General features: G+C 66.5%; 9 protein-coding genes. 1 reads left to right on the plus strand and 8 read right to left on the minus strand.

The genetic code is table 11. The features are described 5' to 3' along the window. From BLT71_RS19690 to BLT71_RS19700, 3 genes are all read right to left on the minus strand, one after another. Positions 1 to 1,371, minus strand: a complete 1,371-nt coding sequence (locus BLT71_RS19690) for a glycosyltransferase family 2 protein (protein WP_091723543.1) — start codon at positions 1,369 to 1,371, stop codon at positions 1 to 3. After that, a complete protein-coding gene (locus BLT71_RS19695; RefSeq protein ID WP_231994383.1) occupies positions 1,368 to 3,236 on the minus strand; it encodes a polysaccharide deacetylase family protein in 1,869 nt (622 codons plus the stop codon). The genes BLT71_RS19690 and BLT71_RS19695 overlap by 4 nt, the downstream gene beginning before the upstream one ends. A gap of 68 nt (positions 3,237 to 3,304) precedes the next feature. Beyond that, positions 3,305 to 4,768, minus strand: coding sequence for a polysaccharide deacetylase family protein (locus BLT71_RS19700; protein WP_091724214.1), 1,464 nt, complete (start codon positions 4,766 to 4,768; stop codon positions 3,305 to 3,307). A gap of 325 nt (positions 4,769 to 5,093) precedes the next feature. Between BLT71_RS19700 and BLT71_RS19705 the strand changes: the two genes are divergently transcribed. Beyond that, entirely contained in the window at positions 5,094 to 6,248 is a 1,155-nt protein-coding gene (locus BLT71_RS19705) for a chitinase (RefSeq protein WP_231994384.1), read from the plus strand. 37 nt (positions 6,249 to 6,285) lie between these two features. Here BLT71_RS19705 and BLT71_RS19710 read toward each other — a convergent pair whose 3' ends face one another. The 5 genes from BLT71_RS19710 to BLT71_RS19730 form a co-directional block, all read right to left on the minus strand. After that, on the minus strand, positions 6,286 to 6,909 hold the full coding sequence (locus tag BLT71_RS19710) for a hypothetical protein (RefSeq protein ID WP_231994385.1): 624 nt from the start codon (positions 6,907 to 6,909) through the stop codon (positions 6,286 to 6,288). A gap of 411 nt (positions 6,910 to 7,320) precedes the next feature. Next, positions 7,321 to 8,325, minus strand: coding sequence for a dTDP-glucose 4,6-dehydratase (locus BLT71_RS19715; RefSeq protein WP_091723548.1), 1,005 nt, complete (start codon positions 8,323 to 8,325; stop codon positions 7,321 to 7,323). 29 nt (positions 8,326 to 8,354) lie between these two features. Continuing rightward, complete coding sequence (locus tag BLT71_RS19720; protein WP_091723549.1) at positions 8,355 to 9,740, minus strand: nucleotide sugar dehydrogenase; 1,386 nt, start codon at positions 9,738 to 9,740, stop codon at positions 8,355 to 8,357. 472 nt (positions 9,741 to 10,212) lie between these two features. Continuing rightward, positions 10,213 to 12,894, minus strand: a complete 2,682-nt coding sequence (locus BLT71_RS19725) for a helix-turn-helix transcriptional regulator (protein ID WP_091723550.1) — start codon at positions 12,892 to 12,894, stop codon at positions 10,213 to 10,215. After that, a complete protein-coding gene (locus BLT71_RS19730) occupies positions 12,891 to 15,617 on the minus strand; it encodes a helix-turn-helix transcriptional regulator (RefSeq protein ID WP_091723552.1) in 2,727 nt (908 codons plus the stop codon). Before BLT71_RS19730 ends, BLT71_RS19725 begins: the two co-directional genes overlap by 4 nt. Positions 15,618 to 15,840 lie beyond the last annotated feature (223 nt).

The following is a 15,840-nucleotide window of genomic DNA, read 5'->3' on the forward strand; positions in this document are numbered from 1 at the left end:
TCAGGAGGCTCCGTTCCCGGCCGTCACCGGTGTCAGCTCTTTCCCCTGCACCCTGCGGGCGGGGCTGACCCAGGTGCCGGTCGAGGCCGAGGAGAAGGCCTTCGGGAGTACCTGGAGGCACAGGAAGGCATCCAGGATCCGCATCAGCGGGAATAGCGGTGCCATCAGCAGCATCCCCGGCTTGCGAAGGGAAACCGCTGCCAGGATGGTCAACAGGAAGTCCGGCAGCAGGACACCGAACAGCACATCCTGCGGCCGCAGCAGGCCGGACAGGAAAACAGCAACATCCCAGTCGCTGCCGAAGGCCGTCACCTGGATCGCGGCAAACAGGGAGACGAGGAACACCGGCAGCAGCAGCACAAAGAAGACGCAGCTCATCAGCAACTCGAAGATGTATGTTGCCAGGACCAGCCAGAACCGGCCGGTCTGCTTCCGGTGGCGCCGGACCGTCTGCCAGAATCCCAAAATCCACCGGCGGACCTGCTTCATGTAGTCCTGCAGCCTGTCCGGGTCCTGGGTATAGGCCACCGCCGCGGACGGGTGGAACGCGATCCTGCCGAGTTTCCTGGCGTGGATCTCGAACGTCATGTTGAAGTCCTCGATGACCAGGCCGGGTGCGACGACGTCGATCTCCTGCAGTGCACTGGTCCGGTACATGCTGGCGAACCCCGGAACGATGGACACCACGTTGGCACCGCGCGCGGCCTGCCCGTACTTCAGCAGGAGCTGCACCACGATGTACAGGCGCTCCCGGTACGCCACCAGGAACCGTCCCATGGCGGTGGGCGACGGCGGATCCATGATGGATTTTGCCCTCCCTGCCACGGCCACCACCGTTGGATCGGCGAACAGCGGCAGGCCGGTCCGAAGGTAATCCTCGGTGGGACGCGTATCGGCATCCAGCAGCATCACCACCTTGAACCGCCGGCACAGGTCGAAGTGCGCAATCCCGGCGGCCAGGGCGCCCGCCTTGCCCCGGTTGGGCTCCAGCTCCAGCACTTTAACCCCGGCTGCGCGTGCCAGCTGTGCCGTGTTGTCCGTCGACATGTCGGAAACGACGTGGATGTTCCGGCGCGGTACCAGCCTCGACGCCGCGCGGATGGTCTCGTTGATCACCAGCGCCTCGTTATGGGCGGCCACCAGCACGGCGACGTGGGATGGCAGGATGCGGATGCCGGTTCCCCTGTGGCGGCCCCTCCGGGGCCTGGCGGCGACGGCCGGCAACCCTGCCCTGACGGACCGCCACGCGCGGTACCGGTGTCTCCACTCCTCCAACAGCCAGGAGTTCTCCCCCGCGAGGCGCACCAGCCCCACGAGAGTCCAGAAGATGGTGCTGACACCAAGGACCAGGATGATCGATACAGCAATCACAGCGCCGGAGCCCCCACCGTGTCGTACATCGCGTAGTCGTCCGTGATGAGGGTGCCGTTGCTGAAGAGGTTGAGGCCGAAGCTGATGGCCGTGGCCCCTGCCGGCAGTGCCGGCGTGGTGAAGCTCGCCTGCGTGTAGGTGGCGGCTGGGGCAAGCCAGGGGCTCGAGGTCCAGTACACCCACGTCCCTGCGGAGTTGCGGTAGTAGACCGCGAACTGGGTGGTGGCGGTGGAGGTGTACCAGGCCCGCAGCGAGTAGGTCTTGCCGGCGATGGCAGGTGGGGCGCAGGAACCGGCGTCCAGGGACGGGAGAAGCTTGCTGTCACCGTTTGAGTAGTTGCTCATCACCAGCCGCACGGCCTTGGTACCGGAGTGAGCCCCGGTGGCGAGCGTGGCGTAGGTGGGGGTGTTCGTTCCGAAGCCCGCCGTCTGCCAGCACTGCGGAAGGGTGCCCGTGCCGGCAGTTTCCAGCCCGGCGTTCTGCACGAGGTTCGCGCCCGCCGCCGGTGGTGGCGGCGGCGGTGTTGCGGCGGCGTCGAACATCTCGGCGTCATCGGTGACCAGCGTGCCGTTACTGAAGATGTTCAGGCCGAAGCTGATGCCGCTCGCCCCGGCGGGAAGCGCCGGAGTGGTCCAGGACGCCTTCTGGAAGGTGGTGGCTGCTGCAAACCAGGGGCTTGAGGTCCAGTAGGTCCAGGAGCCGATGCCGCTGCGGTAGTACAGGGCGAACTGCGTTGGAACCGTGGATTTGTACCACATGCCCAGGTTGTAGCTGTGCCCGGCAGTTCCCGCGGGTGAGCATCCGCCCAGGTCGAGGGACGGCAGCCATTTGGCGTCACCGTTGGCGTAGCTCCGCATCACCACTTGGGCGGCCCTGCCGGTCCGGCCCTGGTTGACGGTGCTGAACGTGGGGGTGTTGGTTCCGTATCCGCCCTGCTGCCAGCACTGGGGAGCGCCGTTGGTGAGCGTTTCAAAGCCCGGGTTCTTGACGAGGTTGCCCGTGCCGGGCGGCGGAACGGCCGGCCCCGAAACCAGCGGCTTGACCGTCCCGCCGATGACCTGGTCCACCGTTTTGACCGTGGTGGTGGCGGGACGGGTCTTCAGCCAGTTGGCGAACTGGTTAAACAGGGTGGGCGAGATGGTGATGGAGTCGGAAGGGTTGTTGGCAATGTGGTGGAACGTCAGCTGGACCCATCCACCGGCTCCGTTCTCAGCCTGCGTGACGCTCCTTTGGAGGTCCGCCAGCGTCCACGTGTTTTCCACCTGGTCCGGCGCCGCCGTGTAATAGGGGTCGGCCGGCGGCATGGATTCGCCCACCGCACAGGTACCACAGCTGAACCGGGTGCGGATATCGCCCAGCCCGCGGGCGCTGTTGTAGCCGCAGTTCCGGACGATTGCCTCGGTGCTGGCATTGGCCGCTGCGAAGGGGTGGGCGAAGCTGGTCACCCGGAAACCCCAGTTGCTGAGGTTGACGCGGTCGTTGCACACCTGCCGCGTGGCTTCATCGCTGGGCAGGGTGGTGAGGTCCGGGTGGGTCACGGTGTGGCCGCCAATTTCATGCCCTGCGGCCGCCAGCGCCTGGACCTGGGCGAGCGTGAAGTAGTTCGGGGTATTCACGACGCCGGAAGTCACGAAGAAGGTGCCCTTCAGTCCCAGCGAGTTCATGGTCTGGGCTGCCGCCAGCTGGTCCGCGTGGCCGTCGTCGAACGTCAGGCTGACCACCGTGGGCGCGGCAGCATGGGCTGCCGGCGGGCTCATCGCCAGGCCGGCGACGGCCAGGGCCAGGGCGGCCCCCACGGTCACCAGGGATTTAGCCCGGCGGAGCAGTCCCCGCCGGGCACCCTCGCGCGGAGGCAGTTCTTCCACAGGCCCGCAGCCGGTAGTTTTCATGGCTTACCACTCGATTCATCTTGGGAAGGCCCCGGGGCTGGGGCTCACTGGGCAGGAGGCGGCGCCCCCACGGTGTCGTACATTTCATAGTCATCGGTGGCCAGCTGGCCGTCGCTGAAAAGGTTGAGCCCGAAGCTGATGGCCTCTGCGCCGTCGGGAACAGGCGGTGTCTCCCAGACCGCCTGCCCGTATGTCGTCCTGGCGGGGAAGTACGGGCTGGCCGTCCAGAACTGCCAATCACCCATTGCGTTGCGGTAGTACACGGCGAATTGCGTCCGCGCCGTGGACTGGTACCAGGCGCGGAGCGAGTAAGTGTGGCCCGCGGTGACACTCGGCGCGCAGGCTCCCAGGTCCAGGACCGGGAGGAGCTTGGCGTCCCCTGATTTGTAGCCGGTGACATCCAGCCGCCGGGACGTTCCGTCCCGGAAGCCGGGAGCCAGGGTTGCCAGTTCGGACGAATTCTCTCCGTAGCCTGCCACCTGCCAGCATTCCGGCAGGCCATACTTTCCCGGTGTTTCCAGCCCCGGATTCCGCAGGGCGTTGACGCCCGGGCCGGCAGGGGGTGCAGTTGCTCCCGGGACCACAGGCTTGGCCACTTTCCCGATCACCTCGTGGACGGTCCGGACCCCCATGGTGCCCTGCGCTGTCCGCGCATCCAACCAGGCGGCAAACTGTTCGAACAGGGCCGGGCTGATTGACAGCGGACTTCCGGAGTCATCGATGTCGTAGAAGGCCAGCTGCAGCCAGCCGCCTGCTGCCTCAGCCTGTTCCACGGTCTGCTGGAGCCCCTGCAGTGTCCAGTCGCGGCCCACCTCGGCGGTGGCCCGGGTGTTGAAGGGATCCTCCGGGCGTACTGTCTCGGCCGGGGCGCAGGACTCGCAGGAGTGCGGGCTGCGGATCCGGTCCTGTCCCCGGGCGCTGTTGTAGCCGCAGCCGGACACGATCTCCTCGGCGGCGGGGGACGACGCCCCGAACGGGTAGGCGAAGCTGGTCACCTTGAAACCCCATTCGCTGAGCTTCGCCCGGTCACTGCACACCTGCCGTTGCGCTTCGCCGGGCTCGACGGCGGTGAGGTCCGCCAGGGTGACCGTGTAGCCGCCGATTTCGTGGTGCTGTTCTGCAAGGCTGTGCAGGTCCTCCTGGTTCAGGAAGCCGGCGGCGCCAATGAAGCCTGAATTGACGAAGAAGGTGGCGCGCAACTGGTGGTCAGCCAAAATACGGGCCGCTTCCCGCTGGCTGGACCGGCCGCCGTCGAACGTCAGGGAAACTGACAGCAGCGGCGCAGCGCCTGCGGTGGGCGGATCGGAAGTTTGCGGGCCCGCCGCAACGCCGCTGCGGTCCCCGCCGTTGGCCGTCATCAGCGACGCACCGCCGGTCAGTACGGCAAGGACGGCAATCCAGGACACGGCAAGGAGGCCCACCCTCCGGCGCGAAGCACGGGCCTGCATTGACGCCAGCGTGCCATTCCCAGGGCCGGCGGTGCCGGAACCGGGATGCTCGCCGCTCACGGCGCGGACCTGCCCGCGGCGGCGCGCGGCCATTGGAGGGCAACGCCCTTCATTGACGAGATTTCCATGGTGAGACCCGTTTCTCCACCGACCGGTTTCAGTCGTTCACAGCCTCAGCCTATGGAGGGCCGTTCCCCCCGGACACGAGTAGGCAGTACCCGTATTTGGCTTTTTGATTACGTACCCGCGCGAAGCCACTACTCGGCGCTGCCTGCCCGGCCATTGCGGCCCGTCATGCACGGAATCCTGGCCTGAAAACAGGGCGCCTATGGTCAAATGGTGGTTCAGGAGAGTGGACAGGAAATCCGACCAATACGGGGGACATGTGGCAGCCAAACCGGGCACCGGCCAGGTCAGCACGGCTGCCGCGTCCCCGGCACCATCGCGGGCGGGAAGGGTGCACCTGCCTTCGGGCAACCGGCGCTCCAACACCCGGCTCGCCGTGGTCGCCGCAGCCGTAACGCTGGCGCTGGTTGGCGGTTTCTTCCTATGGCGTTTCGTTGCGGAGGCGGGCATGGCAGAGCAACCGTGGTTTTCGGGATATGCGGACGTGACGGTTGACCCGCCGTACGACTTAGCCGGGACCGGCCTGCCGGACAGCCGTAACGTCACGCTGGCCTTCGTCGTCGCTGATTCCTCGCAGCCGTGCGCTCCCAGCTGGGGCAATGCCTACAGCCTCGATGCTGCCAGGGACGCGCTCAACCTTGAGCAACGGATCTCCGCCCTGAAGTCCAACGGCGGCGCCATTGCGGTTTCCTTTGGCGGCTCGGTTAACACTGAGCTTGCCGTCGCATGCCAGGACCCGGTCCAGCTGCAGGCTGCTTACCGCTCAGTGGTGGAGCGCTACTCCCCCTCCACCATCGATTTCGACATCGAGGGCGATGCGCTGCTTAACGGCCCGGCCGGGGAACGGCGGGCAGCGGCGGTGGCCGCCCTTCAAAAGGAAAAGGACGGGTGGGGCGGCGGACTGGACGTGTGGCTCACGCTCCCCGCGTCACCACGTGGGTTGACCGACGACGGCATTGCCGTGGTGGACCAGATGCTGGCCGCCGGAGTCGACCTTGCCGGCGTCAACATCATGACCATGAACTACGGGTCCAGCCGCGGGTCCTCGCAGAGCATGCTGGACGCGGCGGTGGCGGCCGCCGGTTCCACCCACGACCAGCTGAGCCTCAGCTACCAACGGGTGGGGACCAGCCTCAGCAGCCAGGAGATCTGGTCGAAGATGGGCCTGACCCCGATGATCGGCGTCAATGACCTGCCCGGCGAAGTCTTCGGGCTGGATGCGGCCAGTGGCCTGAACTCGTTTGCCGTCCAAAAGGGTATCCAAAGGGTGTCCATGTGGTCGCTCAACAGGGACCGGGAGTGCACAACCGCCGCCGCCGATGGCCAGGCGAGCCACGTGTGCAGCGGAGTCCAGCAGGAGCCCGGCCAGTTCGCCAGGACCCTCGCCGCAGGTTTTGAGGGCAAGCTGCGCTGACGCGATGGCGGACTGCCTGCCGGAGTAACCTGCCGGGTCAGCGGACCTGGCTGGTGGTGACAATGTCGAGCCACGGCCCTTCCGGCACCTGGTCCCTGGTTACGAATTGCCAGTCCACGGTGTCCGATTCGCCGTTAATGTCTTCAAAACCCAGGCACGCGTTCAGCGCCGGAGAAACGTCCATTCCAGCGCCGTTGAATTCCTTATTGGCCGGGCGGGCATCATTGGATCCAAAAACATACTCTTTGTCATGGTACTGGCCGGGACCTGCGTCCTGGATCTGGCCGTAGCATTCCTGGTTTCCCTTGCGGATCCGGACCCATTGGTTCTTCATATAGCTGAATGATTTGTCCTGCTCACGGCCCGCATATGCGGAATCCTTGGCCCAGGGAATGACGCTGGCCCGTTCTGCGAATGCCTTGCTGTCGTTGACGTCGTCGTAGGGCAGGTCGAGGTAGAAGGGGTTTTCCTTGGGTGTCATGCCGGTGGGCATGTAGCGGTTGGCTTCCGTCCGCTGCTCCGTCTCGCAGGTTCCTGATTTCATCACCCCGTCGCAACCGCCGTAGTTCTGCATCCAGCCGGAGTCGTAGGTGGACATGACCTGGCTGCCGTCGTCGGCTTTGGGATCGAAAAGTTCACCCACCCAAAATGTGGTGGCCACGATGTTGGTGTGCCACGGATAACCGCCCTCCCCGGAGGAGGAGTTTCCTCCGTCCGGCGGGGCAGGAGGTGAGGAACAACCCGCAGCGATGAGCGCCACCGAGGAAAGGGCGGCGGCGAAGCCCCACCGCACCCGCATGCTGTGCCGAATCCGCCACGCGCGCGATCCCGTTGGTGCAAGGAGATAATTTGGCGCTGCCGCTCTTTTCAACCCGGACTCCTTCGTATGCCGTGACACTTTATTTTCCTTGATATCCGGTGGCATCGGCGAGGGAAATGCGCACATTGACAGCCAATTCATAGCTTTCCGGATCTTTACGGCATTCTTTGGAAATTCGCAGCCCAATGACCGGGCCGGGAAATTAATCCCGGCCCGGTCATTGGAGTATCGGATTTGCCGGACCTTCGGCCCTCAGGAGGCGAGAATGACCTTCCACCGTGAAGCGTCCGCCGTGTTCGACGTCCGGTTGTCGGCGGCGACGTTGGTGATGATCTGGTCCACCGTGGTCTTCGGGTCGAAGCCCACCAGGCCAAAGGCCTTGGTGTTGTCCGGCACCCGCCGTCGCATGTCCTCGTAGCCTTCGGAATAAGCCTGCTCGTAAGGCACCAGTGTGATGGGGCTGTCGCTTCCCACGAGTTCCACGATCCGCTCCGCGAGGGCGAGGATGGAGATCTCGTGGTTGCCGCCGAGGTTGTAGGCGTTGCCGTACGCGCGCTCGTCCTCGGAGATCCGCGTGATGGCGGGAACGATGTCACCCACATAGGAGAAGCAGCGTGTCTGGTGCCCGTCTCCGTAGACGGTCAATGGTTCGCCCGCGAGCGCCTGGCGCACCAGGCGCGGTACCACCATTCCGTAGCGTCCGGTCTGGCGGGGACCCACGGTGTTGAAGAGCCGGACAATAGCCACCCGCAGCCCGAACTGCCGCCAGTAGGCGTGGGCGAAGGCTTCGTCGATGCCCTTGGCCGCAGCGTACGTCCAGCGCGATTTCAGGGCCGAGCCCAGGATCCGGTCCGATTCCTCTGAAAGGCTGTCCGAGGTGTTCTTGCCGTAGATCTCGCTGGTGGATGCCAGCAGGAGGCTGGCACCTGCTTCAAGGACGGAGTCCAGGACCACTTCCGTGCCGTGGATGTTGGTGCGCAGGCTTTCCAGCGGGTGGTCAACGATCAGGTTGACGCCTACCGCGGCGGCCAGGTGGAACACCCGGTCCGCCCCCGCGACGGCCTTGTCCACGGCAGCCCGGTCAAGGATGCTGCCTTCGATGAAACGGAACTTGCGGTGCCCGATGACGCCCTTGAGGTTCTCAAGCCGGCCGGTGGACAGGTCATCCAGGACAATTACCTCGTCCCCCGCTGCCAGGAGGTGTTCCACGAGGTGGCTCCCGATGAATCCGGCACCGCCGGTAATTGCTGTTCTCATGCTTCCTGCTTCCAAATGGAGTGGTGTGGTCAGAGCCTGGTGACGTTGTCTGCCTTGGGCAGCCGGTAGGTGGTGTCCAGCACTGCAGCGGCGTTCTCCAGCCAGTCAAGGTCCGTCTGGCTGTGCCTGGTGTGCAGGATCACGAGGTCCGCTTCCCACAGTTGGGGTGCGGGATTGGAGATCAGCGTCCCGCCCCTGCCGTCCGGCGCGGTGAGGCACCACGGATCCGAGTAGGCCACCTCGGCGCCGTCCGCGATGAGTTCGGCGATGATCTCTAGGGCCGGGGATTCCCTGAGGTCCTCGACATCGGGCTTGTAGGCCACGCCCACCACCATCACCCGTGCGCCGGCCAGGCCGTGGTTCCGCTCGGAGAGGATCCGCCGCGCCTTCTCCACTACCTGGTGCGGCCTGCCCGCGATCCCGATCATTGCCTGCTCGATCACCGGCGCCGTGATGCGGGCCTTGCGCAGCTGCCAGAGCAGGTAGTGCGGGTCGCAGGGAATGCAGTGTCCGCCGACTCCCGGGCCGGGGGTGAACGGCATGAACCCGTACGGTTTGGTGGCGGCAGCGTTGATCACGTCCATCACTTCCATGTCCAGCTCGTGGCAGATCTGGGCAAACTCGTTGGCCAGGGCAATGTTGACCGCCCGGAACGTGTTTTCCACGAGCTTGGTCATCTCCGCGGCGTCCGCGGACGGGACCACGTGAACCAGCTTGGTGCTGGCGCTGAGCAGCCGTTCCGCTGCCTCACCACAGGCTGCGGTGACACCGCCCACCACGCGGGGTACGTCCTCGTGGGAGAAGGAGTCGACGCCGGGATTGATGCGTTCCGGTGAGAACGCCACGTACACGTCGCGTCCCGGGATGAGTCCTTTGGCGGCGAGGGGCATCGCCAGCAGGTCCCGTGTGGTGCCCACGTAGGTGGTGGAGGTCAGCATCAGCAGCTGCCCCGGCACCGCGTATTCCACCACCGAGGCACACGCTGCGCGCAGGATGCCGAGGTCGGGAACAAGGTACGCGTCCACGGGAGTGGGAACACAGACCACCACGGCGGCAGCGTGGGCCAGCAGCGAGAGGTCGCTGGTCAGCATGAATGAGGGGTCCAGCAGCGCGGTCTTCAGCCGCTCCTTGTCCGAGTCCAGCAGGTCCGCCTGCTGTTCGCGGATCACTGCCAGCCGCCGCTCCGAGACGTCGAGCCCGAGGACCCGCCGCCCGGAGGCGTTGATGGCCAGGGCGGTGGGCAGTCCCACGTAGCCCAGGCCGACGATTGCGACGTCGAAAGTGAACACCTGGTCCTGGGCGGGAATTGCCCGCGCGGCGGTGCCCTCAGTCCACTCCACTGCCTCAGCCGGCAGGGAATGGGATTCAACGGCGACCTGTTTCTTGAGGGTTTTTACCTTCGTGTTCGGTGCCATGGTCAGTCGACCTCCCGGTGCATTTTGTCTCCAGAGTGAATAAAAGCCGGCGGCGAGAAGGTGTGTGCCCGGGTCTCAGGTGGCACGTCGCCCTTCACCGCCGGCCCGTTTTGGGGGGTCCCCGCCAATGGCGGGAGACCTGTCGCATCGGAACTGCCTTCCGGCCGGACTGCCATCAGGCTGTCCCCCGCAAAGGAAATCTTCCTGCGCTTCATGTCGAGGCCCACTTCCCCTCGTGCTGGCGGTTGCCAACAAGACGAGGGTATTAATCAAGTCCTTTGCCCGGCGCGAGTGTGGTGTACCCGTCTTTGACCCCGCCCGCCGCACCCGGCGGTGAGACTACGTGGCTTGGGGCTGCCCACCACTCGTATTGGTACTCGGTAGGGCGGGTGCCCCCGGAATGCCCGGAATTCCGCGGAAGCAACACCGAAAACCAGCGCGGCAGCAGGCGCTGGTTAACGAAAAAGGCTGGTTAGGCGGTGTGGTCGCCGCCGTGATCGCCGCTGATCAGCTTTTCGCGGTCGCTGATTCCGAGCTTGGCGAACATCCGGTACAGGTGGCCTTCCACCGTCCGGAGGGAGAGTCCGAGGCTGAGCGCGATGTCCCTGTTGCTTGAACCCGTCTGTACCAGGGCAACGATTTCCTGTTCCCGCCGCGTCAGCTTTGACAGGTCCGGCATCCCCTGGCCTGTGGCCACTGGAGCCTTCCCCAGCGCCGCGGTGCGCCGTTTTAGGAGCCGCTGTGCTTCCAGCTGGCGGGACTTGTCTCCGCGGCTCTCGAGGATCCTGAGCGCATGGCCGGCGTAGTCCGCTGCTGCGAGCTCCAACCCCTCCCTGGCCGCAGCCTCGCTCAGGGCAATGAGTCCTGCGGCATCCTTGGCGTCCAGGGCCTGGCTGTAGCTGAAGGCGAACTCGGCGGTGCGGCCTTCGCTGGTTTCTGCCAGGGATTTCAGGCGGCGCACCACGGAGAGGTCCCCGGCCCGAAGGACGAGGACGAGGATATCGATCTCCGGCCCCACTGCCCCGTTGGCTGCCGCGGTGTCCGCGAGGGACATCAGCCGGGACAGCGTGGGGCGCAGCCCCACCTGCTGGACCTTGGCCATGGCGGCGTGGGCCCGGCCCAACAGGGATGATTCCATCCCGTCCCGGGCCAGCGACTCATGCTCCAGCGTGTAGGAGGACGCGACGTCCCGGAACTTCAGCAGGGACGCAGCGTAGGCGGCGGCAGCGACGGCGTCGGGCAGGTCGCTTTGCAGGTCCGACACCCGGAGCATGCTCACCGCCTGGCGGAGGCACGGCAGCGCGGCCCCCAGGTTGCCGCGGCGCAGGTCCACGCTGCCCGCGCTGAAATGCAGCGCACCGCCGTCGTAGATCAGCGAGTTGGGCGCCAGGGACACGTGGTTCCGGAGGTACTCCTCAAGCACTGCGAACTCACCGGCATGGAGCAGGGCAAGAATGTAGCGGCGCATGAAGAACCCGGTGTGCTGCAGGCCCCAGTAGCCGGCAGCATCGAGGATGTCCTTGACGTCGGCCAGAACCTGCAGGGCCGAGAGGGGCTTGCCGGTGACGGCCATCGATTCAGCCAGCAGCGTTCCTGCGAGCAGCCGGGTTTCACCGTCCCCGCCCTGTTGCCAGATGTGCCGCAGCTCGCGTTCCGTTTCCACGTGGCGGCCCTCCGCCTGCATTCCCTCCAGGACCAGCAGCCGGCTTCCCAGGCGTCCCAGTTCAAGCTCCTGCGCCTCGATTCCCCGGGCGGATTCAGCGATCCGGGCCAGGGCAGCCTCCCATTCGTACGCCGCTTGCTTTACCGCGTTGGGGCCCGCCCCCTGGCGCCTGGCGAGTTGCGCGGCAAGCATGGACACCTGCCGCAGGGTGGCAGGATGGTTGGTCCTTTCGACGATCCCGCTGATTTCCCAGGCCGTTCCCCGGATATCCCCCCGGTACCACTTGGCGCGGGCCACCTCCACCCGGGCCGCGAGCTTGAGCGCCGGGTCCTTGATGGCTCCGGCTACCCGTTCGACGTAGCTGGGGATGAAGAGCCGGTTGGCCAGCTGCGCGGCCTCCAGGATCTCGGTGTCCGGGATCCTGGCACCGGCTTCGAGCCCCCAGGACACATAACGGAGCAGGCCGTCCATGGTCTGCGGGCGGTTTTCAAGGAGCTGCAGGATGCGCTGGCGGATCCGCAGGCTGCGGGCGGCCGGTACAATCTGCCGGAGTACTTCGCCCACCAGCGGCTGGACCAGGCGGACATGCTGCTCGGCATCGGAATCGATGGTAATCAGCCGCATTTCCTGCAATTCGTCCACGGCGTAGTGGTCGCTGGCCTGCCGCAGCACATCCAGGGGCAGGGGTTCGGCCAGGGCGACGGTGTCCAGGGCCTCACGCTGCAGATGGTCCAGGTGCACGATCTGGTTCCGGACCAAATCCAGGAGCCGCAGGCTGTTGCCGCGCAGCTCGGAGGTCAGCATCCATGCCCCGTTCCGGTTGACCAGCTGGCCGGCGGACCTGGCATTGCCGATGAGTTCCAGCAGGAACATCGGGTTTCCGCCGGAGGCCCTGCGGAGCACCGCACCTGCGCTGGGGACCACGGGTGCGCCCAGCACCTGGGCGCACAGCTGATCGACGTCCTGTCCGTTCAGGGGCTGCAGGTCGAAGCGGTCCAGCAATCCTTCGGACCACATCGAAAAGATTTCGCCGGGCGGCGCCGGATGGGGGCGGCAGATGAAGATCACCTTAGCCACTTCGGCCGCCGTGAGCTGGGCCAGGACGGCGACGCTTCCCTCGTCGAGGTGCTGGGCATCCTCCACCACCAGGACGGCAGGCACCGATTCCCGTTCCCTCGCTGGGTTCAGGGCGGCGGTCACGGCCTTCATCACGGACAGCGGCTCATTGATCTGGCCAGGCGTCAGCGAGGTGATCAGTGGTGCAAGGGCGGCGAACGGGACTCCGGCCAGCGTGGCCCCGGCGAACACCCTGAAGGGCCGCACGCGCTGGCCCAGTTCCTGGATCACCGCGTTGACCAGTGCCGTCTTGCCCAGCCCGGCATCACCCAGCAGGAGGATGCCGGGCCCGTTGCGGTCCAGCAGGCAGTCCGCGACGGCGGCCAGGATGCCCGAGCGCCCAACGAGCGTTTCGCTTGCCAGTACCTCGGTCATTGCTGGTTCCCCTCAGCGAGGCCCAGGGCAAACGGCAGCTCCGAGCGTTCAACGATCTTCAATTTGCCGTAGATCTGGTAGAGGTGTCCCTCCACCGTCCGTACCGACAGGTGCAGCCTGGCGGCGATGGCCTTGTTGCTGTGGCCCCGGGCGGCGAGGGTGGCGATCTCCAGTTCCCGCGCGGTGATGCGGTCTTCCTGCTGCACCGTGTCCTCCGGCGCCCGCATCCTGTGCCGGCAGGTTTCCGCGATCCGGCGGGCCTGCAGGAGCAGGGCGCGGTCTTCCAGGGCATGCGCGCCGCGGATGACTGCCTCGGCGACGTCGAAGGCAAACCGGTCATGCTGCAGGTCCTGTGCGAGCTGGGCGACGGCCACCTGCTGGGCCACGTCATGGGCGAGTACCGCATTCGCGTAGGCTGCGCACAGTCCGGCGAAGTCGCCGTCGCACCTTAACGCCGTCTCAAGAAGTCGGGAAGCCGCGGCTGTCCGTCCCAGCCTGACGGCCGTGCTCAGCGCGAGAACCTCAAGGCCATGGTTGCCCGCCGCATGGTCGTCGTCGGCCAGCCGCATCAGTGCGTCGCCGGCAGCCTGCGGCCTGTCAACGCCGTCAACGCCGAGGATGGTGAAATAGGCCGTGAGCCACTCCATCGGCCGTCCGGGCCGCGCTGGCCCCGGCCTTTTCTGTGCGAGGTAGCTGCCGGCCCGGTCCGGTTCGCCCTGCAGTGCCGAGGCGTAGGCAGCAGCCGCGGTGGCCACGCCAAGGATCCCCTCGTCATCCCGCACCCGCAGCTGCCCGATCAGCGGAACCAGGGATTCCAGGCCCTCATGTGCCCTGCCCTGCAGGCACCGCAGGACGGCCAGTGCCAGGTCGAAGGAAGCCGGGAACGGCTGGCCGGCGGGGAGCGGAGAGTCCCAGTGCGGCTGCAGCATCGATGCCGAATCTTCCCAGCAGCCGGCCAGCAGCAGCGCGAACCGCAACCGCCCTGCTGCCGACCATGCAGCAGCTGCGGACATCATCGGATTCCGGCCGTCGGCCAGCAGCTGGCCGGCCATGTCAGCTGCCTCGGCCTGCCGCCCGGTCAGTGCCCACGCCTCACACAACAAGCTGCCCGCCATGAAGCGGAATTCCGGTCCGTGGGTTTCAAAGTCCTGCAGCGCATCCTCCAGCAGCGCCGCGGCTTCTGCGTAACGGCCAAGGTGGCCCGCAACCCGGGCTTCGGCAAGGACCAGCTCTTCCCGTAAGGCCCTTTCAGCGTCCGGCCCACCATGCATTCCCCGCGGCACGCCAGCGGGAGCAACATCCCCCGGCATCAGGTCCCCGTCCAGCATCTTCCGGACATGACGGAGGCGTTCCGCAGCCTGGTCCATGGTTGCCCGGTCGGACTGCAGGACCGCGGCCTCTGCCAGCTGGAACCGCAGGGTGTCGGCGGAGGACAGCGTGTCCGCACCGTTGCTGTCCGCGCTGCCACCGGCCTGTTCCCGGTACTGCTGGAGCACTGACCGGGCTTCGCTGACGGCGCCGAGGGCCGCGAGGGCGGTGGTTTCCTCCGCGACCGCCGCGGCGCTGCGTGAATGGCCGGGTACTGAGCGGACCAGCCGAAGGGCCAGCGGGTAGTCAGCACGGGTGTTGGCGATCGCAGCGGCATGCAGGGCCTCCGCTTCGGTGAGCGGCGAGCCGCAATCCAGGGCCCACGCGGCAAGGGCCACCCTGAGCGCGGGGTGCATCAGCGCCGGCTCCACTGCCTCGCAGAACCGTCGCCGGAGATCGCTGCTGCGGCCGGTGGGGATGTTGGCGCGGATGACGTCGCGCAGCAGCTGGTTCTGCATCCCCACCGTGCGTGGCAGGGAGTCGTCCACCACCAGGATCCCGCGTTTTTCCAGGGCGTCGACGTCGTCGGGCAGTGCGATGGCCAGCAGCGCTTCCAGCGGCACGGTCCCGGCCAGGGACACGACCTCCATGGCCATGCGTTCCCCGGGTCCCACCTTGCCCAGCCGGGTGACCACCAGGTCTGTGATGGCAGGGCCGTGGGGCCTGTCCGTAGCGGTGAGGACCCAGACGCCGTCGCGCACCGCGAGGGCCCCGGAGTCAACCAGTTCTCCTGCCAGCATTTTCAGGTAGTGCGGATTTCCCCCGCTCGCCGTCCAGAACTCGTGTGCTGCGGATGCCGAGATGCGGCCGCCGAGGCTCGCTTCGAGCCAGGCGATGGCATCGGGCAGGGGAAGCGGTTCGAGCTCGATCCGCGCAAGGTACCCGTCCGTGCAGAGCCGGGACAGTTCGCTGCCCAGCCGCTGCGGATCGGTGCACGTCAGGATCAGGCCGGCCGTTCCGTTGCGGGCGAGCTGCGAGATGACCGCCCCCGCGAACTCATCCACGTCCCCTGCATTTTCAATGACCAGGTACACGGGTTTGCCCTCGGCCCGCGCGGTGAGCAGCGCCGTCAGGGCAGAGAGGACCAGCGCGGGATGGGACAGGAACTGCGAGTCCAGGTCCCGCAGCAGAACGTTCAGCGCACCGTACGGGCTTGCGGTGAGGCCGGCGCTGGCCCGGAGCACCACAATGTAGGCGTCACCGCGGATTTCCTTGGTCAGGAGACTGGTGAGGTAGCTTTTGCCGCTCCCCGAGGCTCCAGTGATGAGCACTCCGGCGCGGGACTCCTCCAAGGCGCGGATGAGGTCCTCTCCGGTGGTCCTGCCGCCAATCTGCGGCCAGGTCCTTGAGCTCACCCCGGTGCCCCCTCTGCTGGTAGACGTCGCGATGCCCGATCCTCCGACACCCCCTTGTCCGGGCGTCGGCGGATCAGGCTTCCGGGGGCCCCTAATGCGCCAACCGCCACCCTGACCGGGTCCCCGCCAATCAAGTAGTGACAGCCCCAATTAATCAGCTGGACTCTTGACAGGCACCAGTAGCGAGTACTCGTCTTAAGTACCCCCTCGACTACTTTGCTAC

Source organism: Pseudarthrobacter equi (genome assembly GCF_900105535.1).
Lineage (GTDB): Bacteria > Actinomycetota > Actinomycetes > Actinomycetales > Micrococcaceae > Arthrobacter > Arthrobacter equi.